The 24,241-nt window shown below is 42.0% G+C and carries 27 protein-coding genes; 23 read left to right on the plus strand and 4 right to left on the minus strand.

Annotated features, from left to right (window positions below):
* The first annotated feature begins 3 nt into the window (after positions 1–3).
* The 6 genes from cyoE to P2W82_RS17720 all read left to right on the plus strand — a co-directional run bounded on the left by cyoE (position 4) and on the right by P2W82_RS17720 (position 4,120).
* Complete coding sequence (gene cyoE / locus P2W82_RS17695; RefSeq protein WP_336517252.1) at positions 4–921, plus strand: heme o synthase; 918 nt, start codon at positions 4–6, stop codon at positions 919–921.
* Positions 922–934: 13 nt separating this feature from the next.
* Positions 935–1,510 (plus strand): cytochrome c oxidase subunit 3, encoded by a 576-nt coding sequence (locus P2W82_RS17700; RefSeq protein WP_336517253.1) that lies wholly within the window; start codon positions 935–937, stop codon positions 1,508–1,510.
* 36 nt (positions 1,511–1,546) lie between these two features.
* Positions 1,547–2,293 carry a cytochrome c oxidase subunit 3 gene (locus tag P2W82_RS17705; protein WP_336517254.1) on the plus strand — a complete coding sequence of 249 codons (747 nt, stop codon included), beginning with the start codon at positions 1,547–1,549 and terminating at the stop codon, positions 2,291–2,293.
* Between the two features lie 46 nt (positions 2,294–2,339).
* Positions 2,340–2,774 (plus strand): cytochrome C oxidase subunit IV family protein, encoded by a 435-nt coding sequence (locus tag P2W82_RS17710; RefSeq protein WP_336517255.1) that lies wholly within the window; start codon positions 2,340–2,342, stop codon positions 2,772–2,774.
* 77 nt (positions 2,775–2,851) lie between these two features.
* Positions 2,852–3,550: an SCO family protein gene (locus tag P2W82_RS17715; RefSeq protein ID WP_336517256.1), complete on the plus strand. Its 699-nt coding sequence runs from the start codon at positions 2,852–2,854 to the stop codon at positions 3,548–3,550.
* Between the two features lie 24 nt (positions 3,551–3,574).
* Positions 3,575–4,120, plus strand: coding sequence for a DUF420 domain-containing protein (locus P2W82_RS17720; protein ID WP_336517257.1), 546 nt, complete (start codon positions 3,575–3,577; stop codon positions 4,118–4,120).
* 215 nt (positions 4,121–4,335) lie between these two features.
* Here the strand turns inward: P2W82_RS17720 and P2W82_RS17725 are convergent, their stop codons facing one another.
* Complete coding sequence (locus tag P2W82_RS17725) at positions 4,336–4,953, minus strand: trimeric intracellular cation channel family protein (protein ID WP_336517258.1); 618 nt, start codon at positions 4,951–4,953, stop codon at positions 4,336–4,338.
* A gap of 447 nt (positions 4,954–5,400) precedes the next feature.
* Here P2W82_RS17725 and P2W82_RS17730 point away from each other — a divergent pair, with 447 nt between their 5' ends.
* The 12 genes from P2W82_RS17730 (at position 5,401) to P2W82_RS17785 (ending at position 16,932) form a co-directional block, all read left to right on the plus strand.
* The gene (locus P2W82_RS17730; protein ID WP_336517259.1) at positions 5,401–5,901 is read left to right on the plus strand and encodes a carboxymuconolactone decarboxylase family protein; all 501 of its coding nucleotides are present in this window, start codon (positions 5,401–5,403) and stop codon (positions 5,899–5,901) included.
* A 132-nt stretch (positions 5,902–6,033) separates the two neighbouring features.
* Entirely contained in the window at positions 6,034–6,588 is a 555-nt protein-coding gene (locus P2W82_RS17735) for a carboxymuconolactone decarboxylase family protein (RefSeq protein WP_336517260.1), read from the plus strand.
* 52 nt (positions 6,589–6,640) lie between these two features.
* Positions 6,641–7,207 carry a hypothetical protein gene (locus P2W82_RS17740; protein WP_336517261.1) on the plus strand — a complete coding sequence of 189 codons (567 nt, stop codon included), beginning with the start codon at positions 6,641–6,643 and terminating at the stop codon, positions 7,205–7,207.
* Positions 7,208–7,383: 176 nt separating this feature from the next.
* Entirely contained in the window at positions 7,384–7,944 is a 561-nt protein-coding gene (locus P2W82_RS17745; RefSeq protein ID WP_336517262.1) for a carboxymuconolactone decarboxylase family protein, read from the plus strand.
* 2 nt (positions 7,945–7,946) lie between these two features.
* Entirely contained in the window at positions 7,947–9,191 is a 1,245-nt protein-coding gene (locus tag P2W82_RS17750) for an MFS transporter (protein ID WP_336517263.1), read from the plus strand.
* Between the two features lie 24 nt (positions 9,192–9,215).
* Positions 9,216–9,755: a carboxymuconolactone decarboxylase family protein gene (locus P2W82_RS17755; protein ID WP_336517264.1), complete on the plus strand. Its 540-nt coding sequence runs from the start codon at positions 9,216–9,218 to the stop codon at positions 9,753–9,755.
* Positions 9,756–9,775: 20 nt separating this feature from the next.
* Positions 9,776–10,858 (plus strand): cobalamin-independent methionine synthase II family protein, encoded by a 1,083-nt coding sequence (locus P2W82_RS17760; protein ID WP_336517265.1) that lies wholly within the window; start codon positions 9,776–9,778, stop codon positions 10,856–10,858.
* Positions 10,859–10,868: 10 nt separating this feature from the next.
* Positions 10,869–11,429, plus strand: coding sequence for a carboxymuconolactone decarboxylase family protein (locus tag P2W82_RS17765; protein ID WP_336517266.1), 561 nt, complete (start codon positions 10,869–10,871; stop codon positions 11,427–11,429).
* A gap of 47 nt (positions 11,430–11,476) precedes the next feature.
* Positions 11,477–14,440, plus strand: a complete 2,964-nt coding sequence (locus tag P2W82_RS17770) for a SusC/RagA family TonB-linked outer membrane protein (protein WP_336517267.1) — start codon at positions 11,477–11,479, stop codon at positions 14,438–14,440.
* Between the two features lie 18 nt (positions 14,441–14,458).
* Positions 14,459–15,757: a RagB/SusD family nutrient uptake outer membrane protein gene (locus P2W82_RS17775; RefSeq protein WP_336517268.1), complete on the plus strand. Its 1,299-nt coding sequence runs from the start codon at positions 14,459–14,461 to the stop codon at positions 15,755–15,757.
* Between the two features lie 12 nt (positions 15,758–15,769).
* On the plus strand, positions 15,770–16,309 hold the full coding sequence (locus tag P2W82_RS17780; protein WP_336517269.1) for a carboxymuconolactone decarboxylase family protein: 540 nt from the start codon (positions 15,770–15,772) through the stop codon (positions 16,307–16,309).
* 68 nt (positions 16,310–16,377) lie between these two features.
* A complete protein-coding gene (locus tag P2W82_RS17785; RefSeq protein ID WP_336517270.1) occupies positions 16,378–16,932 on the plus strand; it encodes a hypothetical protein in 555 nt (184 codons plus the stop codon).
* 583 nt (positions 16,933–17,515) lie between these two features.
* Here the strand turns inward: P2W82_RS17785 and P2W82_RS17790 are convergent.
* Genes P2W82_RS17790 through trmB form a run of 3 tightly spaced genes read right to left on the minus strand, consistent with a single transcriptional unit; the run spans position 17,516 to position 18,844 of the window.
* Positions 17,516–17,914 carry an MGMT family protein gene (locus tag P2W82_RS17790; protein ID WP_336517271.1) on the minus strand — a complete coding sequence of 133 codons (399 nt, stop codon included), beginning with the start codon at positions 17,912–17,914 and terminating at the stop codon, positions 17,516–17,518.
* Positions 17,907–18,116: a C1orf53 family protein gene (locus tag P2W82_RS17795; protein ID WP_336517272.1), complete on the minus strand. Its 210-nt coding sequence runs from the start codon at positions 18,114–18,116 to the stop codon at positions 17,907–17,909. Before P2W82_RS17795 ends, P2W82_RS17790 begins: the two co-directional genes overlap by 8 nt.
* A 2-nt stretch (positions 18,117–18,118) precedes the next feature.
* Positions 18,119–18,844 (minus strand): tRNA (guanosine(46)-N7)-methyltransferase TrmB, encoded by a 726-nt coding sequence (gene trmB, locus P2W82_RS17800; protein ID WP_336517273.1) that lies wholly within the window; start codon positions 18,842–18,844, stop codon positions 18,119–18,121.
* A 302-nt stretch (positions 18,845–19,146) separates the two neighbouring features.
* On the opposite strand from trmB, the gene P2W82_RS17805 reads away from it, so the two are divergent.
* The 5 genes from P2W82_RS17805 (at position 19,147) to P2W82_RS17825 (ending at position 24,220) form a co-directional block, all read left to right on the plus strand.
* On the plus strand, positions 19,147–19,470 hold the full coding sequence (locus P2W82_RS17805) for a hypothetical protein (protein WP_336517274.1): 324 nt from the start codon (positions 19,147–19,149) through the stop codon (positions 19,468–19,470).
* Positions 19,471–19,564: 94 nt separating this feature from the next.
* Positions 19,565–19,858 (plus strand): hypothetical protein, encoded by a 294-nt coding sequence (locus P2W82_RS17810; protein ID WP_336517275.1) that lies wholly within the window; start codon positions 19,565–19,567, stop codon positions 19,856–19,858.
* Positions 19,859–19,885: 27 nt separating this feature from the next.
* Positions 19,886–20,629: a GLPGLI family protein gene (locus tag P2W82_RS17815; RefSeq protein WP_336517276.1), complete on the plus strand. Its 744-nt coding sequence runs from the start codon at positions 19,886–19,888 to the stop codon at positions 20,627–20,629.
* Positions 20,623–23,322, plus strand: a complete 2,700-nt coding sequence (locus P2W82_RS17820) for a TonB-dependent receptor (RefSeq protein WP_336517277.1) — start codon at positions 20,623–20,625, stop codon at positions 23,320–23,322. The genes P2W82_RS17815 and P2W82_RS17820 overlap by 7 nt, the downstream gene beginning before the upstream one ends.
* Positions 23,323–23,752: 430 nt before the next feature.
* Positions 23,753–24,220 (plus strand): Lrp/AsnC ligand binding domain-containing protein, encoded by a 468-nt coding sequence (locus P2W82_RS17825; RefSeq protein ID WP_336517278.1) that lies wholly within the window; start codon positions 23,753–23,755, stop codon positions 24,218–24,220.
* Positions 24,221–24,241 lie beyond the last annotated feature (21 nt).

Genomic DNA, 24,241 nt, shown 5'->3' on the forward strand with positions numbered 1-24,241 from the left:
TATTTGATAAAAGCGATGCAGAAGGATGAAGTGCGGCCGGGTTCAGTGATTTCGGCAAAACTGAAAGATTACTATCAGCTTTCGAAATTCACGCTCAGCTTCACCGTGGTGTTTTCATGCGTGGTGTGCTATTTACTGGTACCCGGTGTGTCATTCGATTTTATCTCAGTTCTTTTACTTTTTGTCAGTGGATTATTGATCACAGGGTCAGCTAATGCCATCAACCAGGCTACGGAAAAAGATACAGATGCGATGATGAAACGCACTGCATCAAGACCAGTAGCCAGCGGAAGAATGTCTGTTGATGAAGCCTGGACTTTTGCGATAGTCGCCGGGGTAATTGGAATTGCCATAGTTGGCGTTTGGTTCAACTGGCTGGCAGCAGGAGTTTCAGCATTCAGCTTATTTCTTTACGGGTTCGTATACACGCCGTTGAAGAAAGTGCATTCGATCGCAGTATTGGTTGGCGCGGTTCCTGGCGCTTTACCTTGTTTAATTGGCTGGGTGGCTGGTGCAGATGCATTTACTGCAGGAGGTTGGATACTTTTTTTCCTCCAGTTCTTCTGGCAGTTTCCGCATTTCTGGGCAATAGCCTGGGTGTCGCACAGTGACTATGCAAAAGCGGGTTTTAAGTTGTTACCAGCTGAAGGTGGTCCGACAAGATATGCAGCAGTACAGGCCATTTTGTATTCAGTAATTCTGATACCGATAGGTTTGTTACCCTACTTCTCCGGGATGAGTGGAATCGTCAGCCTTGTGATAGTTTTACTGGCCAACCTTTTTATGGTGTTTCAGTGCGTAAGGCTATTCAGAGAGATGAGTGTGAAAGCGGCAAGAAGGGTAATGTTCAGTTCTTATATATACCTGCCGGTAGTATTGCTGGCATTATTAGCGGATAAAACCGTTTTGATTTTAATTTGATAAGGCGCAGCTAATGGCAGAAGTGATGAGTTTGCAAAGAAAAAGAACACATCCGCATAAGTTTCTTTTGTGGGTGGCGATTGGTAGTATCATCATGATGTTTGCCGGGCTTACCAGTGCTTATATCGTGAAGCGCAGTCAGGCCGGATGGATCATGCTGGAAATACCGACTATATTCTGGTATTCGACAGTAACGATACTCCTGAGTAGTGTGGCAGTACATTTCGCAGTGAAAGCTTTTAAGGATAGAAATATCCCGAAGTATAAACAGATGGTTTGGATTACGGCAGTGCTGGGCATTGCTTTCCTGATCATGCAGATCATTGGTTTCATGCAGTTCAGTAGAATGGATATTCGTCTGGTTGGCGCTGGATCCAATGCATCTTATTCATTTTTACTGGCGATCGCAGGTTTACACGCGGTTCACGTTTTAGGAGGTGTAATTGCGTTAACGGTGATCGGCATACGCGCAATGAGTGCAAGGAGCAAAAGCTACAATGCTGTTCCTGTTGAGGTGGTAGCGACCTATTGGCATTTTGTGGATATACTATGGATTTACCTGATTCTGTTTTTTAACTGGATGAAATAATTATAGCAAGCGAACTTTTAAACTTGTAATTAAAACATGGCAACAGCCCAAGCACAACTGGATACCAAATGGTGGAGTGGTGGTAAGAGTCCATTTAATGTGGAGTATGGGAAACTGATGATGTGGTATTTCCTGATGAGTGATGCCTTTACTTTTGGCGCATTTCTGATCTCTTACGGCACAATTCGTTTCAGCCAGAATTACTGGCCCGACCCGAACCACGTATTTAATGCTTTCCCGGGTGCCGGGCACGCTAACCTGCCATTGGCGTTCGTGAGCTTGATGACCTTTATATTGATCATCAGTTCTGTTACTATGGTACTTGCAGTGCATGCGGGCCACCATATGGACAAGAAGGGAGTAATCAAATGGATGGCGTGGACAATCGTGGGAGGTTTTGCGTTTCTTGCCTGCCAGGCATGGGAGTGGACGCACCTGATCACAGGACACCATGCTGTTCTGATCGACGGAAAAATTCAGGAAATCGGTACTACAGTTACGCATAATCCATGGGGTCCGTATGTTCCGAATCTCTTGCATAATGGCGAGCCTGTCTCAACTACCGGACCTGTAGCTTTTGGTGGATATTTCTTTGGAATCACAGGGTTCCATGGTTTCCACGTGTTCTCTGGAGTAGTGATCAATATCATTATGCTGCTGATGACTATCAATGGTGTATTCGATCGTAAAGGGCATTACCAGATGATCGAAAAAGCTGGGTTGTACTGGCACTTTGTGGATTTGGTATGGGTATTTGTATTCCTCTGTTTTTACCTCATCTAAAATTTAACACAAACTGATTATCTCATTAAAATAATTTGCAGAAGACATGGAACATCACGTAGAATCGTCGACTGAAGTAACTTTTCACCATCCACCCGGAGGCTCGGATACTATCAAAAGAATTATTAAAACAACAGTTCTTCTTTCTGTTATCACCATCATCGAATTGGGTCTCGGTCTCTGGATGTATTTTCTTCACAAGGGTGAGCCCAGTCACGGATTGATCCTTGCAATTAAAGGCATCATAGTAATCCTTTCCCTTGCAAAAGCATTTTATATCGTATCGATATTTATGCATCTTGGTGATGAGATCCGTAACCTGATCATGACCATCGTCGTTCCTCTCGCATTGTTCGTATGGTTCATTATCGCGTTTTTATGGGAAGGCGATTCCTGGCTGAACCTGCGGAATACTGATGGTCATTCAAGACCAAAGACCGAGCAACGTGCTCCTGAAGCGAAGAAGCCCGGTGTTGAATAAGAATAGCAGTAAAAAATTTTTATCGATATTTCTGATGCATCACCGGCGATTCACCGGTGATGTTTTTTTTAAAGCGTATGAAGAAAAGAAAATTAGTGGCGTTGACGCTGGCAGTGATGTTACCGCTGACCTGTTACCTGATTGTCAGTAGTCTTAGTGAACAAGCTGTGGTGATGCCCAAAAGGTATTTTTTTGATACAGTCCTAACGGTGACCCGCAATGGCAAACAGGTACTGGATACCCAATGGCACAAAATCAAACCTGTTACACTCACCAATCAATTTGGTCATGATGCAAGTTTGCAGGACTGGCATGGTAAGATAATCGTCGCTGACTTTTTCTTTACCTCCTGTCCACAGATATGCCCTTCAATGACAAGAAATATGAAGCGACTGCAGGATGCCTTTAAAAAAACGGATACGATTGTTCGTTTTGTTTCATTCACCGTAGACCCCATCAGGGACTCAGCTGCGAAACTGAAAGCCTATGGTGACAGGTATGGAGTTGATCATGATACCTGGATGTTTCTTACAGGTCCGAAACAAAAGATATATGACCTGGCACTGAATGAATTTAAAGCATCTATAGGTCAGGAGGCAGATATCGATACTTCCTTCATACATACCGACAGACTTTTCCTTTTGGATAAGGATCTTGTGGTAAGAGGTTGGTATGATGGCAGGGACAGTGTAAATCTTGATCGTGTGATCAAGGATGTGGTTCTGCTTAATATGGAACGTGATAAGAAGAAGAAAAGGAATTTATTCAGGAAATAGTTACCAACAGAATAATATATTTAAATGCTGCTACCACCCTCAATAAAAAAGAATGACAAGCTCGCCAAGATAATTATCTATGTTCTTTCATTTGTTGTTTTTGCCGCTGTCGTGTTTTTGTCGAGATACAAGCTTGAAGTTGATCTTGGATTTGACATTCACATTTTTGCACAGGTCAATGCGTTTATTAATTCTATGGTAGCTGTTTTATTACTCAGCGCTCTACTGGCAGTTAAGAGAAAAAATTACCTGTTGCATAAGAGGCTCATGCTGACTTCGATTATACTTTCTGTTCTCTTTTTAATCTCTTACATCTGCCATCATTTACTTTCAGGAAGTACAGTGTATGGCGGTACCGGGTCGATGCGATATGTTTATTTTTTTATTCTCATCACACATATTTTTCTAGCAGCTATAATACTACCCTTTATTCTTTTCACTTCCTACCGGGCATTGATAGCCGAATTTCCTCGTCATAAGAAACTTGCCCGGATCACCTGGCCGATATGGTTTTATGTATCGGTTACGGGGGTGGTGGTGTATTTGATGATAAGCCCTTATTACAGTTAGGAGGCAGGAGTGGGGAGGCAGGAGAGTTAGCAGGTAGTAAAAAGTTAACAAGCTTCCGCAGTAAAATTCATTTGTATCTGATTATTTCAAAAGTATTTTTTTCATCAAAGCAATCATACTATTCAACGTCCTTACCCAGGAACGCAATGCTAAGTTCTAATTGCGAAGTCTCCTGCCTGCTTACTACTGCCTCGCTTCTTACTTCTTACTACTTACTAGAACTCTTCCTTCTCATTATACACGAATTTCGGCATCTGCCATTTATACCTGATTGCCAGCAACCGCAGAATAAAACCAAGCACCGCAGCAATGATTGCAGCTGCATGAGTACCGTATCCCAGTTGCATAATACCGATATACACAAGCCCTGTAAACAGCGATGCTGTGGCATACACTTCTTTCCTGAAAAGCAATGGAATATCATTGCAGAGTATATCCCGAAGTACACCGCCGCCGCATCCTGTTATAATTCCACTGAGCACAATGATTAGCATCGGCATCTGGAGATCCATTGCGAGCCTGCATCCGATAATTGTAAATACAACCAGGCCCAAAGCATCGAGCCAGAGAAACATGAGTTTTAGTTTTTTCATCATCGATGCCAGGAGTGCTGCACCAATCGATGCTCCGGCTGTGATTAGAATATATTCGGGATGTTCAATCCAGGTCATCGGGTAATGACCTAAGATAATATTCCTCAATGTACCACCACCGAGCGCTGTTACACAGGCAATGATGATCACACCAACCCAATCCATCTGGCGCCTGCCCGCAGCAAGTGCTGCAGTCATAGCCTCTGCTGTTATTGCAATGATGTACAGAATATGTAGCATGTAATATGAATTATCAATCCTGACATAAAAATGATTGTATTTAATGATTAAGATAAGATCATTAAACGGACGGATGTAAACATTAAACCTCAACAATTTTCAGGGTGCGTACAATCAACACAGTGTCGAAACGTCCGATTCAATGTAAAGACAATAATAAATTTCCTGGAAATCTAAATTCAGAAAGATTTGTATTTTTTTACCTTCTGCTTAAAATTCATTTGGTTTGAACCATGAAACAACTACAAATGTTGATGTTATGAAACTGCAACCGATTGTAGAAATTATAAATGGAATTATGTATCAGGCAGGTTATCCCTTTTCGAAGGTTTATTTAACCAAACAAGAGGTAAATGAAGTAAATTGTATGCCCGGAAATCCAGTACCGGAACAGTTTCACCGGCTCAGTGCCGAAAAACTATTGTAATAAACACAGAGTGGACGTTTATGCCGAATTCAAGAATAGCTGATGAAATTCCGGGAATAAAAAGTCTGGCAAAATTCAGGCCGTCAACCGGCAAACCGTTGACCGCACTTGCTGAAACAATTCTCCGTGGACCTTCGCCACTTACACATGGTGAACGCGAATTGATCGCTGCATATGTTTCATATAAAAACAACAGCATGTTTGTGTACCAGGGTCATGCAGCTGCAGCAAGGCGGATGTATGGTGCAGCTGGTTTCCTGGTGAATGAAGTGATGCGTGATCCCAACACCGCAACGATCAGTAAAAAATTAAAAATATTATTGCGGATTGCAGGCAAAGTGCAGGTATCCGGTCTGGCAGTGAAACAGCAAGATGTTGATGAAGCGAAATCGCACGGAGCAAGCGATCGTGAAGTACATGACACCGTGTTAATCGCATCTGTATTTTGTATGATCAACAGGTATGTTGAGGGTATGAATAACTTTACGCGTGTCGGTAAGGAAAAGGTTGAAGACAATTGACAGGAATGTTTCAGATTTTCCGGATTCCACAAGGACGAGGAGCTGAAAAGATGAATAAGGAAAGTAATAAAAGTTTGGCAGGCGAAACACGGCAAATCACGCTTACCCTTAAACGAAAACTACGCATATGGTATGGCTCTGATTCAACTGAATAACAATCTCCCTGGAATACTAGGTCTCATGGCCTATCAATCGGAAACGACCGGGCATTTGCAGGAATTGACGAATGCTTTGCTTTGGGAAGACAACAGTCTTTCCCGAGGTGAAAGAGAACTTATCGCTGCTTATACCTCCTGGTTAAATGAATGCATTTTTTGTCTGAAATCCCACGGAACCAGTGCAATGCATTATATGAAATGCGATGAAACTTTTATGGAGTCCGTGAGGAAGGACTACAAAAAATCTAAGCTTTCTCCGAAAATGAAAAGCCTGCTGGCTATTGCAGCTGCAGTACATAAAAGCGGCCAGTCTGTGACCCAGGACCAATTTGGGGAAGCAAGGAAAAAAGGGGCTTCTGATAATGAAATTCATGATACAATTCTGATTGCAGCAGCATTTAGTATGTTCAATCGTTATGTTGACGGACTGGCTACAAATCTGCCCGCTGATGATTCATTTTACGCTCAGAGTACTGCAATGATTGAGGCGCACGGGTACTCAAGAAAGGCAGGAATGATGGATAAATAAATTTTTCAGTTTTAAGTCAATAGTTATATTTGTCCACTAACGAACTGCTTTTTTGAAGAAAATCTTTGCCATAACACTCCTTATTATTCACGTCGTTGGCCTTGGCGGCTATCGCATTTTCTTTCATTATTTCGAAAAGAACGCATCAGTACAAATCGTTGAACGCCTTGATGGTGGCGGGTTTTCAGAGAAGGAATTGGTTGAAATAAAAATTCCTTACCCGCTTCCTTACGCTTCAAACCGGGCAGATTATGAACGTTTCGATGGTGAAGTTGAAATGAATGGAGTTCATTATAACTACGTGAAACGAAAAATGGTTAATGATACCTTGTATCTTTTGTGCATTCCAAACACAGATAGAAATAATTTAAACGCTGCAAAGGATAATCTCGTTGCGGGTTTAAGTGACGCATCAAATGATCATAACGCACAGCGCAACTCTCACACAGTTCCTGTCGTGAAACCATTTACTGCAGAGTATTTCCAGCTCATACCTGATTTTCAATTTGCGGCTGGTTCAGATGACAGTATTGATTTTCCTTCTTCTGCAGATATAGCTTTTTCTTCTGCAATTATTTCAGGTCCATTCCAACCTCCGCGGGCCAACTCAAAAGGATAGCCGTGTAACTGACTCCTGATCATTATTTCGATTCCAGATTTTCTCTGAATTGACTTCTGTGCATATCATTTTTTGGGATCAGTACTAAGCCGTTGTTTAATCTGCTATACCTGGCCCATTGTATCAATTAATCTATTTCCCGACCTGGAACGGAGTTATTCCGGAACTTTTTTCTTATGCCATACATACCACTGGAGGACCATTTGCCCGGTATTACCGGTCTTTTGGAATATCGTAAAGACACCGCAGCACCTATTCGCGAACTCACGCAAATCCTGTTGCGCGGTGAATCAACATTAACAGAAGGCGAGCGCGAGCTGATCGCTACAATCGTTTCGCATCGGAACAGCTGCCGGTTTTGTACCGCAGCCCATACTGCAGCAGCCGATATCCTTCTTGGAGAAACAGAATCGACAGCACAGGTAAAAGCCGATCATCATTCTGCACCTCTCTCTGAGAAAATGAAGTGCCTGTTAACGATCGCAGCGCAAACACAGGAGAGTGGTAAAGCAGTAACAACGCAGGCAGTTCAGGAGGCAAAGGATGCGGGCGCTACTGATCTTGAAATACATGATACAGTTTTGATTGCCGCGCTGTTCTGCTTGTACAACAGGTATGTTGATGGTCTCGCGACTGTTGCTCCCAGTGATCCTGGTTTTTATGAAGGTCTGGGAAAAAGACTGAAAGACAACGGATACAACAGGCTTCCGCAAGGTTATGATCATCTGAAAAAATAGATATGGATCAGTCAAATAGGATTACAAATTATCACTGGGTTTTGTTTGCCGTATGTTTCATGGGAACTGTTTTCGCAGGAACTATTTCGACATTGATGTCGGTGTATTTACCTGTGGCTGTTCGCGACCTGATGGGAGAACAAACTGAGGACAGGTTGAACACCATCAGTGCCTATATCAACAGTGTATTTATCATTGGCGGCGCCATCGGTGGATTTGTCTGTGGCATGATCAGTGATCGATGGGGAAGGAAAGCGGGTTTGCTTTTTTCAATTGCTGTATATGGAATTTCTGCTGCTTTCACAGGTCTAATGCCTGCATGGTGGGGTGTCGTGATCTGCAGACTGATCAGTGGTTTTGGTCTGGGCGGAGTTCTTGTTACTACAGTGACAATACTGATGGAAGAGTGGCCGGAAAAATCAAGGGCAATATATATCGGCATCCTCTCTATATCAATTCCTATTGGCATTTTTTCGGCAGGTCTTATCGATTATTTTGTTTCATCATGGCGCCAGGCATTTGCTGTTGGCTTACTCCCTATCATTATAGCTTTGATTGGTGCAAAGGTGATACGCGAATCAGATCAATGGAAAAGCAGGCGGAAACTTACAATTGCAGGAGAAGAATCAAACAATGAAATATTTGCCGGACCTAACCGCAACAGACTTGTTCTCGGTTCTGTAGTGTTCGGAACCATGCTGATCGGGCTTTGGGCAATATTTTCCTGGCTTCCGACTTGGATACAAACACTGGTGATCACGGGAGATGCTCAGAAGGAAAGAGGCATCAGCATGATGATGCTGGGCATGGGAGGATTGATTGGTGGATTCATCTCCGGGTGGCTGATGAATGCCATGGGTACCCGAAAAGCAATGCTTCTCTGTTTTGCAGTCTGTTCGGTATTGTCATTCATCCTGTTCAAGACGAATCATCTTTTCAGCAATCTCATTTATATAGAAATTTTCGTCCTGTCTTTGTTCTTCGGGATAAGCCAGGGTGTGTTATCTGTATATATTCCTGCACTCTTTCCTGTCCCTGTTCGCGGCACAGCTACTGGTTTTTGTTTTAATGCAGGCCGGATTCTTACCGCGCTTGCTGTGTTGTTTGTAGGTGTACTGGTTACAACAATGGGTGGTTATGGTCACGCACTTTTCATTTTCTCAGCAGTTTTCTGGATAGGTTTTTTAGTGATGGCTCTGAACAGAGAAACTAAGCCATCACTAAATAAGGAGGCTGCGATTAAGTAAACAGAAATCAAAAGAACAAAAGTTATGGCTCATATAAATTTAAAAGAAGGTGTTCCGGGGATTAAAAGTCTGGCATTGTTTCGCCCGGAAACCGGCAAACCTTTATACGCTTTAGTAGAAATCCTGCTGCATGGTCCTTCACCATTAACAAAAGACGAAAGAGAACTTGTTGCTTCCTATGTTTCATATCAGAACAATTGTATGTTTTGTTATCAGAGTCACAGCGCTGCAGCAAGAAGACTTTATGGTGCTGCAGATTTCATCGTTTCAGAAGTAATAAATGACATCGATACAGCAGGTATAAGTGATAAATTAAAGTCTTTACTGCGCATCGCTGATAAAGTGAGAATCTCAGGTTCCGCTGTACTTCCGCATGATGTGGAAGAGGCAAAAAATCATGGTGCGTCCGACCGCGAAATACACGATACTGTTCTCATCGCTGCCACATTTTGCATGTTTAATCGATATGTGGATGGATTGAATTCATTCACGCCTTCTGATAGAGATGTTTACGATGAAATGAGTAAACGAATGGTGCAGGGATATGTTCTTCAAACCCATTAGTCACAACAAAATTTTTGAAAATGAGAATCAGAACTGAACCTATAGGTAGTATACCAAGGCCTGCAGCACTCCTTTCAGGAATGCAGGCTTATGTCAACGGGGAATTGAATGCTTCCGGATTGCAAGCTCTGTTTGATGCTGCCTTGCGCGATACCATTGCAAGATTGGAAGCAACAGGCTCGCCTGTGATTACTGATGGCGAGCAAACCAAACCCAGCTTCGCTACTTATCCGATCGCAACTGCCACAAACATTTCGGCAGATGGAGTCGTGATTCCATTTGCTGACGGACATACCAGGCAATTACCGAAACTTTCGGCTGGCCCGTTCCGTTATACCGCTTTTGCTGCCGAATACCTGAAAAAAGCAAGACAGTTAACAACATTGCCACTGAAGCAGGCAGTCATTTCCGCATCGGCTTTAAGCCTTTTATATCCCCCAGATGGTCTTGAAGGCTACAGCAGGGAACAGTTTATCAATGACCTTCTCAATGAAGCAGCGGCGGATATACGAAACTGTTTCAAAGCCGGGGCATATAATGTTCAGATTGATTTTACGGAAGCAAGATTGTCTTTGAAACTCGATCCTTCGGGCGGAATACTGAAAGCATTTATTGATCTGAACAACCAGGTGTTAAGTCGTTTTTCAGAGGAGGAAAGGCAGCTTATCGGTGTGCACAGCTGTCCCGGCGGAGACCATGATTCAACTCATAGCGCAGATATTCCATACAAGGATTTACTTCCTGAGTTATTCAGATTGAATGTGGGATCATTTTATCTGGAATACGCCGGGGAAGTAGATAAGCAATCGGTTTTAAAGTCAATCAGGGAAAATCTTAAACCAAATCATACCATATTTCTCGGTGTCACAAACGTACTTAAACCAAGGGTGGAGTCGCCAGAGGAAATCCGCGATTTTATCCTGGAAGCTTCTGAAATTATTCCGGTCGCCCAGCTTGCATCAACAGACGATTGTGGCTTTTCTCCTTTTGCTGATGATGATTCAACAGCCAGAGAAATTGCGTTTGAAAAAATAGGTGCGCGCGTGCGTGGTACTGCGTTGGCTGAAGAGGTTCTTTCTAAAAAACAATACACTACATCCTAATAAATTCCATATGCCACACATTGATTTTAAAAATGATTTTCCCGGTATCCGCAGTGCGATGGCATACAGGCCGGAGACTGCTGAACCGATGGGAGTACTTGCAGAATTGCTTTTGCGTGATGATGAGGGTATGAGCCGTGCTGATCGTGAACTCATCGGCACTTATGTATCCCACCTCAATGATTGTTTTTACTGCAATTATTCACACGGCGCAATTGCATGCATTTATCTGGGCGGTGATGAAGAACTGGTAAACCAGGTAAGAGAAGATTTCACAAAAGCGGCCATATCTGAAAAACTCAAATCGCTGCTGAATATCGCGCGAAAAGTTCAGCAATCAGGCAAAGCGGTTTTAGCAGAAGATATAGCAGATGCAAAAACCGCCGGCGCATCGGATCGTGATATTCATGATACGGTTTTAATCGCGGCCGCTTTCTGCATGTTTAATCGCTACGTTGATGGACTCGCGACAGTTACACCAACTGATATGTCATCCTATCCTAAACGTGCCATGCAAATAGTAGAAAACGGATACGGATCACATGTGTTCAAAAACAAGCAACCAGCCTAAGCCAACTATACCAACAACAACCAAAATCATCCAAGACTAATTGACATATGAAATTGAAATCAAAACAATTGCCACTTCGATTCGGTGCATTGATTGCCTTAGTAGGAATCGTGCTGCAACTCATGCCTTTTACTTCAACAGCACAGGAAAAAATCGTTATAGGCAGAGTGAACGACAAATTCGGTGCCCCTGTAGCAGGAGTTTCTGTTACTATCGGCAATACAAACCGCGGTACTACAACTGATGCAGCAGGAAGCTTTTCTATTTCTGCAGCACCGGGCGCAACACTCAACTTCAGCATTACAGGTTATAAATCTCAACAGTTGAAAGTTGGGACGGAAGAAACTATCAACATTACATTAGAGGAAGACGTGGCCAGGCTCGATGAAGTAATTGTTACCGGGTTAACGACAAACGTTAAACGAAGTAATCTTTCCAATACAGTGGCTACAATTTCCAATAAGCAGCTCGTTGGAATTGCTCCTGCACAGACATTGGACGCTGCGATCAACGGAAAAATTTCCGGTGCCTATATCAATGCCAACAGTGGTTCGCCCGGGGGAGGTATAACCGTGAAATTACGCGGGGTTACTTCTGTGTACGGCAACACGCAGCCGCTGTATGTTATTGATGGGGTATTTGTGGATAACTCGGCAATTTCATCCGGGCTAAATACAGTGACCAACGCAGCGCCTGGCGCCGTAACATCGAACCAGGATAATGCTTCCAACAGGATTGCCGACATCAGGGCTGAAGATATCGAACACATAGAAATTCTGAAAGGCGCTTCTGCTTCTGCAATTTATGGTTCGAAAGCTGCGGCAGGGGTGATTCTTATCACAACGAAAAAAGGAAAACAGGGCCGTACACGTATTAATTTTTCCCAGGATATCGGGGTCGTTACTGTTCGTCACCTGATGGGTCTCCGCCCGATGACGGAGCAGGCTGTAGGTATGATGGGTTGGGATATGGCAGAGTTCAAAGCTGCGGAAGCTGCCGGGAAAATTTACGATTACGAAAAAGAAATTTTTGGCGAAACAGGTTTCCTGACCAACAGCGTACTTAGTCTTACAGGCGGCACAGAAAAGACCACTTTTTATTTTTCCGGAGCTTATCGCAAAGAGGATGGAATTGTAAAAAGAACAGGATATGAAAATACGGGCTTCAGGCTTAATGTTGATCATCGTTTAAGTGATCGGGTTAAACTTGGACTTACTACTAACTATATTCATTCCTCTGCCGATCGTGGATTGCAGGGTAATGATAATACCGGTATCACATTGGGTATTGCACTCTCTTCGACTCCAAGCTTTACTGAACTGCATCCTGACGCGAATGGCAACTATCCGCGCAACAGATATGCTGCGTCAAATCCATTGGAAACGAGAGATAAGATGCGTAATAATGAAACAACCGATCGCTTTATCAGCGGTCTGACTTTCGACGCATTATTACAACAATCGGTGAAATCAAATACAAGGTTAATTGTTCGTGGCGGTCTTGATTTTTATAATCAGCAGACGGATCTGCAGTTCCCTTCTTCATTGCAGTTCCAGGAAATCAACAAAGGAACTTCCATACAGGGATTTACAAAGAACATCAACACGAACTACATCGCTTCATTGATCAATCAGCTGAGGCCGTCTGAACATCTGTTGTTGACTACTTCCATTGGGGCTACACAGGAAACAAGGAATTTCAATAACCTGATCAATGTCGCTACACAAGTGATTTCCGGCCAGTCGAATGTTGACCAGGCTGGTGCCCTGACTGCAACACAGTTCAGAACAAAAGTGCAGGACAATGGATTTTTTGTTCAGGAAGAAGCGCTGATTAAAGATGCGATCAGTTTAACTGCCGGTATTCGTTTTGATTGTTCCAGCAATAACGGTGATACAGAGAAATTTTATGCTTATCCAAAAGCAGGTGCTTCGGTTAACCTTACACGTTTGGGGCTCTTCGATGGCGGGATAATGGATAACCTAAAAATTCGTGCTGCTTACGGGCAGGCGGGTAACTCTCCGGCTTATGGAAGTAAGTTCACCACGATGGCAGTTTCAAACATTGGCGGATTGCCGGGATCGGTGGTGAATGTACAACGCGGCGAACCTAACATCGAACCGGAACGCCAGACTGAATTCGAAGCAGGGGTTGATTTCAGTTTCTTCCGAGGTCGTCTCGGATTTGAACTGACTTATTACAACAAAACCATTTTTGATTTTCTCCTGCTGAGAACATTGCCTGCATCTTCTGGTTTTACAACACAATGGGTGAATGCCGGTGATCTCCGCAACCAGGGAGTTGAACTTGGATTGTCTGCACAACCAGTAGCCACTCAGAATTTCAAATGGAATACGACAGTCAATTTCTGGTTGAACAGGTCAAAAGTTACCAGGCTGGATATTCCACCGGTGGTATTGGGATCATTTGGTGAAGTGTTGGGTGTATTCAGAATTGAAGAAGGAAAATCTGCAACACAGATTGTTGGGTTGACAGATGAACCTGGATATATGCCTCCGGTAAAAGCGTGGGGCAACCAGGAACCTACTTTCCAGATGAATACATTTAATGAGATTACTTATAAAAATAAACTCAGCTTTCGTTTCCTGGTACATTGGAAAAAAGGCGGACAGAACGTGAACCTTACACGTATGCAGTATGTGTTCGGTGGTATGTGGAGAGACTGGGATAAGGATGATAACAAATCCGGTATGCCGGATGGTCTTGAAGCAATCATGACGGTGGGTTCAACAGCCCGTGAATTCATTCAGAACTCGGATTATCTCCGCGTACGCGAAATGGGATTGTATTATGCGTTTGATAAACTTCCTGTGAAAGCGATCAAAAGATTCTCCATCGGGGTTTCGCTAAATAATTTTATCACGTTCACCAAGTATGATTCTTATGATCCGGAGGCGTCGAATTTCGGAACAGGCTTCTCATCCGGTATCGATGTTCTTCCTTACCCGGCGTCCAAACGTGCAACATTGCATTTGTCATTTGATTTCTAAACACAGATCACCATTGATATGAAACATTTTTCAAAATATATCCTGATTTTAGTTTTAACAGCAACAGGGATTTCCTGCTCAAAAGATTACGGCAATCTGAATGGACCCTCCGTAGAAGGTTATCTAAAAAATGCAACAAAGGATCAGCTGAACAACCTGGTAACAGGTACTGAATCTGCACTAAGAAATAATCTAAGTCTGTACCTGGATGATATCGGCGTAATCGGTCGCGAGATTTATCGCATTTCAGGTTCTGAGCCTCGCTTTACAACGGATTTGTTGGGTGCGGCTGACGCCCAATTGAGTAACAACGCATTTTATATCACCAACACCTGGTCCTCAAAATATCGTGTTGTAAAAAATGCAAATATCCTGATTGACGCTGCGATCAATTCCACTACAATTACAGAACCACAGCGCAAAGCCTATATCGGATTTGCGAAAACAATCAAAGCTTACCAGTTACTGCTGATTTCAAACCTCACGTACCAGAATGGAATACGTGTAAATGTTGCAGATCCTGAAAACCTCGGTCCGATCGAAACATACGATAACGCTTTAACTGCAATAGCCGGGATCCTGGATGAAGCAAAAACGGATCTGGCCGGGAGCGAGGTTGTATTCAGGCTTTCTAATGGTTTTGCTGGATTATCAGATGCAGCAGGATTGGTTAAATTCAACCGAGCGATATCAGCGCGTGTTGCGATTTATCGTAAACAATGGGCGCAGTCACTGACCGCACTCAACGAATCATTTTTCAATCTGAACGGAAACCTGAATTTCGGCGTGTATCATGTATTTGGAACAGGTTCAGGAGATCAGTTGAATCAGTCTTTCTTTCCGCAAAACCAGAATGGAGAAAATCGTTTGGCACATCCATCATTTGCTGCAGATATAACGCCCGGGGATGACCGAATTGCAAAAGCATCACTTCGTAATGAGCCAGTCACTAATAGCGGGCTCACCAGTGATCGTGATGTCTGGGTATATACGAATGCAACCGATCCTTTGGGAATGATCCGTAATGAAGAACTGATCCTGATCTATGCTGAAGCGAAAATTCAAACGAATGCATTACCTGATGCAGTGACTGCAATTAATATCATCAGAGATAAACATAATCTTACTCCATATGGTGGAGCTGTAACTGTTCAGGCATTAACGACTGAGATGTTACGTCAACGCAGATATTCATTGTTTGCCGAGGGCCATCGCTGGCTGGATGTACGTCGCTATGATTTGTTGAATACCTTGCCGATTGACCGTCCTGATGATAATGTGTGGTCACAATTTCCTTTACCATTAACTGAAAACTAATAACAACCAGCCATGGCACATATTGATCTGAAAAACGATTTACCCGGGATTCGCGGGCTGATGAGTTACCGTCCTGAAACAGCAGCACCGCTGAATTTGCTTGCGGAGATTCTGTTAAGGTCTGATAATAGTTTATCCCGTGGCGACCGGGAACTGATCGGAGCATATGTGTCATGGCTGAATAATTGTAATTTCTGCCAGATGGTGCATAGCGGTATGGCTCAATACTACCTGCAGTGTGATTCTGATTTTATACAATCCGTAAAAGCCGATTATGATTCAACTTCGCTTTCACCGAAAATGAAAAGCCTGTTGGCGATCGCAGCGGCTGTACAGAAAGGTGGAAAATCTGTAACCGAAGAACATATAAAAACTGCGAGGCAGAACGAAGCGACTGATATGGAAATTCATGACACTGTGCTGATCGCCGCGGCCTTTTGTATGTTCAACCGGTATGTGGATGGACTGGGTACCAAGGTGCCTGATAATCCCTCTTATTTCGTTGAAAGAGCGGCCTACACAGCTGCCCAGGGGTATGCAGATTTTTCCTGAAAAATGGCATTCAGAAATTGTTCCATTTAATCCCAATTGTTATATTTGTTAACCAACGAACTGCTTTTTTGAAGAGAATATTTGCCATATTACTTCTTTCTATTCAGCTGATCAGCCTTGGCGGCTATCGGATTTTCTTTAATTATTTGGAAAAGCAGGCATCACTACAGATCGTTGAACGCCTTGACAGTGGCGGGTTTTCAGACAATCAACTTATTGAAATTAAAATTCCTTATCCGGTTCCTTATGCAGCGAACTGGGGTGAATACGAACGTTATGATGGTGAGCTTGAATTGAATGGCGAACATTACAACTATGTAAAGAGGAAAATGCTCAATGATACCCTTTACCTCTTGTGCATCCCAAACACTGCAAAGAATGAACTGAATATTGCAAAAAAAGAAATCATCGCCAACCTGAGTGATGTTCAGCTTGCCACATCTTCAAAACAACAAATTCCTTCCAATTTTGTAGTTAAACCTTTCACTACGGAATTCAATCATCAGTTTGATTCATTTGAATTTGCAACTGCAATGAATTTGAGCAAATCAGTTTATTCTGAGTTCAAATCAGCGACAATAGAAATATTTTCTCCTGTTCCTTTCCAGCCTCCACGCGCTTAAGCTCTACTGATTTCTGTTTACAACTTTAGGTTATACTTCAAAGGGTATTCATTTTTTAAATGAACTATCCGGCGCATTCAGAAATCAAAATTTCCTTTACTAAACTCACATTTTCTCCGATCTGAATTTGTGAGAATTTCAGACAGAAAAATTATTATTTACAAAAGCGTGGCCTATCGATAAAAAAAATAAATAAGCAAAGTTTAATACAGTTAATTGGTTAAGATACGCAGGCGGAGTAGTTAACCGGCTGCACAACACAAAAGTTTATTGGTTAAGAAAACAAACTATTAATCAACCCGGTGATGTCCATCTACCGCGTTAAGTTTGTGGTTAAGATAAGCAGACGGAGTAGTTAACCGCCTGCACAACACAAAAGTTAATTGGTTAAGAAAGCAAGCTATTAATCAACCAGGTGATGTCCATCACCAGCGTTTAGTTTGTGGTTAAGATATGCGGGAGGAGTAGTTAACCGCCTGCAAAAAAGTCAAAAGGGGAAGCGGTCCAATGGCAGTTGGACCGTTTTCTTTTACGTTATACGTATAACGTTTAACGTAAAACGTAAACAGCCGGCACTTCCGGGTTATAGAGCCAGCTCTATTGCAGGATCCCAGAATTTGTTTTCGAAATCAACAACCTTATCATCGATCACCTTTACTCCGTCTTTTTTAAGTAATTCTTCCATTCGTGTCGGGCTGCCGAAATGTGCTTTGCCGGATAACATGCCGTTCCTGTTAACAACACGTTGTGCAGGTATTTTTGATGCAGAGCTGTGACTTGCATTCATTGCCCAGCCCACCATGCGTGCAGAAAGCCCGCTTCCCAGATATTTTGCGATTGCACCATAACTCGTAACTCGACCCCGTGGAATCCGGGACACGACTTCAAAAACATTTGCAAAAAAGCTGTGTTCTTTTTGCGCAGGTCTTGCTTTTTCTTCTGCCACTTTCTTTTTTACTGTGGCTGATTTTGACTTAGCCATCATTTCTGTTTTTCTTATCCTGCTTTCTTTTTTCGAGAAGTATTGATCGTTTGGGTTCGGGTACATTTTTATAATCAAAAGGGCAATGAAGGCATCCATTGCCGCAACAGTATCCGCGGTTAAGATGAAATTTTTCAGTCAGTACCATCAACCCTTCGTCATTGATGTAATAATCTATTCCCTCTTTAAAATCGTCGGCCATGATTATTGTTCTTCGTCCTTCACTTCAATACCCGGTTCTTCTTTTAACAACTGATGTAATTTTTCATCAAGTCCAGGATCTGGATTGTTGCTTATCCTGAATCGGAGGTAATAGATCTTATTGCTTCCTGAAATATCAAGCCCTTCATAATGTGTTTTGATTTGAAGTTCGGGTTTCAGGTCAGATATCGATGCAAGATCTTCCAGGTACTCCAATTGCTCCAGTTGATAAAGTTCAATTACTTTTCTTGTAAAATCGATCAACACCGGCGAATCCGTTTTCAGGTTGATTATTCCATTATGTTGTAAAATCTGTTTATAAAGTCGAAGAAAACGCGGATGAGTAAGACGCTTTTTGGCACGCGACACTCGCAGTTGAGGGTCCGGAAACGTGATCCAGATTTCCGATACTTCGCCGGCGTTGAAATAATCGGTAATCTTATCAATATGGCTCCGTAGAAATGCGACATTGTTCAAACCATCTGCCAGCGCTTTTTTTGCACCCACCCAGATCCTGTTGCCTTTCAGATCCATGCCGATATAATTATTCTCCGGATGCAGCCTTCCCAACCCGACCGCATATTCCCCCTTGCCGCAGGCCAGTTCCATAATCAATGGATGATTGTTGTTGAAATAATCTGTCCATTTTCCGGCCATTCCCTGCGGATACTGCAGCACATTTGGGAAAGTGGCGATCTCTGCAAAGCGCTGTAATTTCTTTTGACCCATGGCGCAAAATTAGCTACCATGGTTAAATATCTCTTACCTGATTATTCTGAGTAGAAATTTGAGAAATCGCTGCTATTGGTGAATACAGGTTGGAAAGGAAAAAGCGAAAAGTTTTAAAAACAGTTGGGATGTATAACGTTAGTTCACCACCCGGCAGTGGGATTTTTCTCTTTTTCTGCGGTGTTTTTCACTTGTTTTCACCCCCTCTGGTAAAGTAATTTCATCTCCTGCAGCGAATGCTGTTTAGAAAGGCATAGCATCGGTAGGTGGGATTTATTTTTTAATCATTAAAACTGTAGGGTATGAAAAAGTGGATGTTTGTTTTGGGTTTGATGGGCATTGTGAGTTTTTCTTTTGCCGGTGAGAGCAGAACCGGGGCTGAGGGAGATGCGAAGAAAGCTTTTACAAAAAAGCATAAAAATGATCAGAACGACAAGTCGGTAAAAACGAATGATTTTAAAATTTGTACAGTATCACAGACTGCAAAGGTTAGTATCTATGTTGTTGAGTATACTGTTACCTGTTCCGCTACTGCGGAGTCATGTGAAGCAGCAGCGACAGAAGCTTTAACCTGTGTGACTTCTGCGGTGAGAGCATTGAAGAAAACGATTACTAGTGCAAGTTAACTAGGAAAGGCCGATGTTATGCTTTTCCTTTTGTTTCTCTGATACAGAACGTCATTGCTTCTGTGTATTATTTAAAATTCAAAATCGTGATGTTATGAAATCAATGTTGATGTTGTTGCTTTTCTTTATAACAGGGAGCGCAGTTTTTGCCACCGAACAACCGGTCAGGGCTAACCGCCATAGTAATCGTTGGAAAGAAAAGAAACCGGAAAATTTTAAACTCTGCGAAGTCACACAATCAGGAACAATCGGCACCTATTTGACTCAGGTAACCATCACCTGTACAAGCAAAGCTCCCACCTGCGAAATGGCAAGTCTGGGGGCAAGTTTGTGTGTAAAGTTTCAGATAACCGATGCCTACACGAAAATAAACGCTACTGTAAATTAATCACCTGTTCTTAAAATATCAATCTTCATGAAGAAGTATACCGTCTTCGCATCTCTATTGCTGATCAGTATTTTTTCGATTGCACAACAAGCAGTGATCCGGTATGAATTTATCTACAATAAGAATTTTGAACGTGGTAAAGACCTCGTGTATTTTCAGTCGTGGTTGAATATTAAAAATGGCGAGTCGTGGTTTTTTTCAATACCGGATACTTCCAAAATTGCCACATTAGGAGCGATGGACTCATATCCGGCAATAGACACTTTATTCGGCGTGTACAAAAATCTATCTGAAGAACGGCTCGTATTTATAGAACCTGACTTTACAGGAAGGAGCAGCTATTACCGGGACACATTACATCCCATGACCTGGGAGCTTAAAAACGAAACGCAAAAAATCGGCGATTTTGAATGTCAGAAAGCCACGACCGTTTTCAGAGGAAGAAGCTACACTGCGTGGTTTAGTCCATCAATTCCTATTCCGAACGGCCCTTGGAAAATGGGAGGCTTGCCAGGCTTGATCATGGTACTGTATGAGGATAATAATGACATGTATATTTCCCTTCGATCTATTTCATTTACCTCATCACCAGGCAAAATATTTCTGCCTGCTGATATAAATAGGCTGCCTGATTATGAAAAGTACAAGAACAATTGGCGGGAGCTGTTTAAAAGAATGGATGCGACATTGACTGCATCAAAGAGTAATCCAGACTGCGTATCATGTAAGGAAGAATCCAAATCAAAAATAAACCTGTGGGAAAAATGGTAAGATTAGCGATTCGGTTTGCTTTTCTTTCTTACATCATTTTTTCTTTTTCAATTACAAGAGCTCAGCAGGATTTTACAATAAATGGCGTTGTATCAGATAGTTCCGGAATGCCTGTTCCTGGTGCAGTGGTTTCGGTATTTTTAAAACCGTCAGCTGGTCAGACTGGTTTCTCTCTCACCAAAAAAGATGGAACGTATTCAATTCGGGTGAAACAGGATACTGTTGGTGTATGGAGAATCGTAGTACAGTCATCAGGCTTTTTACCTGATTCTGCTTCAATAGTAATGGATCGGACACGAGCTTCACAGAATTTGAATTTCAAACTTCGACCATCTGCTTTAACACTCAGGGAAGTTATAATCAAAGCAGAGAAACTTACTTTCACAATAAGAAATGACACAATAGAATTCAACGCAAAATCTTTTATTCATCCCGAAACAAAAAAGGTACAGGATCTGCTGGCTAATATCCAGGGTTTCAGGGTCGCTTCTGATGGACGTATAAGTTTCAACGGTAAAGAAGTTGAAAAAATATTGATTGAAGGAGAAGATCTGTCGGAGAAGAATTACCGCCTCTTGTCGCGAAATCTGAATGCGGCAATGATCAGCAAAATCCAGGTGGTCAATAACTACAATGATGATCGGTTGATGAAGGAAGTAGAGAATTCAGATAACATTGGAATTAACCTGGTCATTGATGATAAGTTCAAAAATCAGGTTACAGGTTCACTGGATCTGCAGTTGGGAACATCATCACGAAGATCTATTGATAATAGTTTGGTGCTGATTACAAAAAAAGTAAAACTTCTATCATTCATCAAACACAATAATGTCGGTGATATCCCCAATGCAGATCTTCGGTATTATTACAACAAAGACAATGCGACCGAAGTAGCTGGTCTCGATAATTTGAATTCAACTGATCTGGTTAGAACGGGTTCAATTTACCCACCGGAGCTTCCGGGAAAATACATCAGAAAAAACAACGATTATTCAGCAGCAGCGATAGGGTCCTGGAAAATCAGATCCTCTGTGAAGGTGAGAGCTGTGATTGGCTATGCAAAAAGCAGTCTGGAAAATAGTAACAGCATAATCGATAAGTATACTCTTCCGGATATGAACCAATGGTTTCTTCACCAGGAGCAGATTGCCGGAATTGTTTCAAAAGATATCGTATCAGGAATTGCAATTACCCATGACAGTGGTAAGAAAAATATCGGGGCTATCAATGTTGAACTGATCCTGCCAACAGCAAGTTATAAATATGAAAGCCGGATCAAAGGTGCGTTTCAGGATAGCCTGGTTGAAAATTCAAACACATCAATAAAATTATTTCGGATAGAAGGATTTGAATCTTTCAGAATCAGAGGGGGAAAAATTCTGAATATCCGCTACCGACTGAACAACGATCATATTGATCAGGAATTTAAACCTGTAACACAAAGGTTTGCCGGCTTTTTTCAATCAGATACCGCTGCAATTTATTTTGACGAACGATTGCGCAATAAAACAGTAAATATTGACCTTTCTGTCGGCCTGTTTGGAAGTAGAAAAAAATTTCAATATTCCCTGCTTGCAAAAACAAATTATCAGCGCTCCAATTATGCCGGGAGTTTAAACGCGTTTCGCTCCATCATTGAGTCACCAAAATTTATCGGGTATCTTAATTCTGATTATGAAAGTGTCGAATACTCGCTTTCTTCGTCGGGTAATATTTCTGTTTCAAAAAAATTGATGTTGTCTTCGGTTATAAAAGCAGGCAATCTTTACAATGAGTTCCTGAACAATAATAGTCTGGTCAATTCTTCAATACCAATTTTTCGAAATACGACAAAGCTGACTTTTCAGCAAAATCCCGTTTCAAACTTTAATGTTGAGTACCAGATTGCCTATGGCAAATCGCTGGCAAACTATTTTTTTCCTGATTCTCTTATTTCAGGTAACGTGTCTATACTCTCTCCGGCAAAAGCCATAAAAGCGTCCTCAAAACAAAGTATCAATATTTCATATACCTCCTCAAATCTTCGTCGCTCAAGTGAATTGATGTTACAATTATCAGCAGCTTTTTCTGATCGTGACTATAGTTACGGTTATTATATGCAACCGGAGTATAGTGTTTATTTTTTTCACCCATTTGATGGAAACCGTTATACCCAGGTACTTGCCCGTTTCGGAAAATTGTTGATGCCCTGGAGGATAAAACTTGGATTGCAGGTTTCAGCAATGGAGTTTAAAATGAATATGCTGGTTAATGAAACAAAATCAGTTAATGTGAATCAAAGTGAAAGAATGGAATTTAGTATCACATCTGCATTCAAAAGATCTTTCAACTTTGAACTGAGACCAGTTGTTATCCATTCCACCAATAAGACCAGGCTGGAAAACAACAGTTGGGTTAGCCAGGATTTCTGGCAGTCCCAGGGTTCAGGAAAATTGATGTTCAGACCGGCCGAAAAATGGTATTTCGCGTTGGTCTATCTGTACAGGTCTTTCGCCAAAAGATCATTTTTAAATTCGGCTGATTTTTATGGACAATGGGAAGCCCGGTCTGACTGGAGGTTTTCAGTAACTGTGCATAATCTTTTCAATGCTGGCGCTATGGTGACACGGGAATATACACCAACGTCTTACGGTGATCAGCGATTCACCTTGATGGGCAGGTATTTCGTTTTGGGAGTGAGTTGGAGTTTCTGATAATTGCTTTCTTAACTAGCCACTATTAAAAAGACGATTAACAACAAAAAAGCCGCAAAATATTGATAGTCAATATTGTTGCGGCTTCTTATTCGCTGTAGGGGGAGGAGTCGAACCTCCACGAAGACGTTAGCATCTGCACATCGATGTCGGATTGCGAATCCGGCCGAATAGTGGTCAACCCTAGTCGGTCCTGCTGCAGACAGGATCGGCGTTATGCAAAGTTTATCCGTTGATCTTCACCCCCGAGACAAGAGGGCATGTCTGCCGAAAATTTCATCACCCCACAGTGTTTGTAAAAGAACTTTGTAGTGCAATATTAAAGAAAATCGCAGTCCTGTTACAAATATTTCAATAAAAATTTTGCAATTATCGAAATTATTTAAATATTTGTTCCATTACTTGAAAATGATTAAAAGTCAATCTGGAAATGGCGGGAAAATTAAATCTTGATAAACTGGACCTTCAGATCATCCACGCAATGATGGATGATGCTGGAATATCTTATGCAGACCTGGGAAAAAAACTATTTGTCTCCGGAGGTACCATCCATGTCCGCATTAAGAAACTACAGGAAATGGGTATCGTTAAAGGTACCAGACTGAATGTTGATCTGAAGCTGCTCGGCTACGATATTACGGCTTTTGTCGGAATCTTTCTGGAAAAAAGTTCGCTTTACGATGTTGTTGCTGAAGATCTGAAGAAAATCCCGGAAATTATCCGGCTCAATTATACGACGGGTAATTACAGTATGTTTCTTGAAGTTGTAGCAAAAGACATCAACCAGTTGCGCTATGTACTTCACGATCAACTACAAAAGATCAAAGGAATCGAAAGAACAGAAACGTTCATTTCGCTTGATGAAAGTCTGAACAGAAATGTACAGGTGTCAAGTTAATCTCCGATTAGAAATTACATC

Origin of the sequence: Pollutibacter soli (genome assembly GCA_029269725.1) — a bacterium.
Classification (GTDB): Bacteria; Bacteroidota; Bacteroidia; order Chitinophagales; family Chitinophagaceae; genus Pollutibacter; species Pollutibacter soli.

Bases quoted from the DNA above. Each gene is read 5' to 3' on its own strand.
- P2W82_RS17765 (WP_336517266.1), top strand. From the start codon at position 10,869: ATGCCACACATTGATTTTAAAAATGATTTTCCCGGTATCCGCAGTGCG.
- P2W82_RS17725 (WP_336517258.1), bottom strand. From the start codon at position 4,953: ATGCTACATATTCTGTACATCATTGCAATAACAGCAGAGGCTATGACT.
- P2W82_RS17755 (WP_336517264.1), top strand. From the start codon at position 9,216: ATGGCTCATATAAATTTAAAAGAAGGTGTTCCGGGGATTAAAAGTCTG.
- P2W82_RS17720 (WP_336517257.1), top strand. From the start codon at position 3,575: ATGCTGCTACCACCCTCAATAAAAAAGAATGACAAGCTCGCCAAGATA.
- P2W82_RS17820 (WP_336517277.1), top strand. From the start codon at position 20,623: ATGGTAAGATTAGCGATTCGGTTTGCTTTTCTTTCTTACATCATTTTT.
- P2W82_RS17760 (WP_336517265.1), top strand. From the start codon at position 9,776: ATGAGAATCAGAACTGAACCTATAGGTAGTATACCAAGGCCTGCAGCA.
- P2W82_RS17795 (WP_336517272.1), bottom strand. From the start codon at position 18,116: ATGGCCGACGATTTTAAAGAGGGAATAGATTATTACATCAATGACGAA.
- P2W82_RS17745 (WP_336517262.1), top strand. From the start codon at position 7,384: ATGCCATACATACCACTGGAGGACCATTTGCCCGGTATTACCGGTCTT.
- P2W82_RS17770 (WP_336517267.1), top strand. From the start codon at position 11,477: ATGAAATTGAAATCAAAACAATTGCCACTTCGATTCGGTGCATTGATT.
- P2W82_RS17750 (WP_336517263.1), top strand. From the start codon at position 7,947: ATGGATCAGTCAAATAGGATTACAAATTATCACTGGGTTTTGTTTGCC.
- P2W82_RS17715 (WP_336517256.1), top strand. From the start codon at position 2,852: ATGAAGAAAAGAAAATTAGTGGCGTTGACGCTGGCAGTGATGTTACCG.
- P2W82_RS17710 (WP_336517255.1), top strand. From the start codon at position 2,340: ATGGAACATCACGTAGAATCGTCGACTGAAGTAACTTTTCACCATCCA.
- P2W82_RS17825 (WP_336517278.1), top strand. From the start codon at position 23,753: ATGGCGGGAAAATTAAATCTTGATAAACTGGACCTTCAGATCATCCAC.
- trmB (WP_336517273.1), bottom strand. From the start codon at position 18,844: ATGGGTCAAAAGAAATTACAGCGCTTTGCAGAGATCGCCACTTTCCCA.
- P2W82_RS17730 (WP_336517259.1), top strand. From the start codon at position 5,401: ATGCCGAATTCAAGAATAGCTGATGAAATTCCGGGAATAAAAAGTCTG.
- P2W82_RS17780 (WP_336517269.1), top strand. From the start codon at position 15,770: ATGGCACATATTGATCTGAAAAACGATTTACCCGGGATTCGCGGGCTG.
- P2W82_RS17700 (WP_336517253.1), top strand. From the start codon at position 935: ATGGCAGAAGTGATGAGTTTGCAAAGAAAAAGAACACATCCGCATAAG.
- P2W82_RS17790 (WP_336517271.1), bottom strand. From the start codon at position 17,914: ATGGCTAAGTCAAAATCAGCCACAGTAAAAAAGAAAGTGGCAGAAGAA.
- P2W82_RS17705 (WP_336517254.1), top strand. From the start codon at position 1,547: ATGGCAACAGCCCAAGCACAACTGGATACCAAATGGTGGAGTGGTGGT.
- P2W82_RS17805 (WP_336517274.1), top strand. From the start codon at position 19,147: ATGAAAAAGTGGATGTTTGTTTTGGGTTTGATGGGCATTGTGAGTTTT.
- P2W82_RS17735 (WP_336517260.1), top strand. From the start codon at position 6,034: ATGGCTCTGATTCAACTGAATAACAATCTCCCTGGAATACTAGGTCTC.
- P2W82_RS17815 (WP_336517276.1), top strand. From the start codon at position 19,886: ATGAAGAAGTATACCGTCTTCGCATCTCTATTGCTGATCAGTATTTTT.
- P2W82_RS17810 (WP_336517275.1), top strand. From the start codon at position 19,565: ATGAAATCAATGTTGATGTTGTTGCTTTTCTTTATAACAGGGAGCGCA.
- P2W82_RS17775 (WP_336517268.1), top strand. From the start codon at position 14,459: ATGAAACATTTTTCAAAATATATCCTGATTTTAGTTTTAACAGCAACA.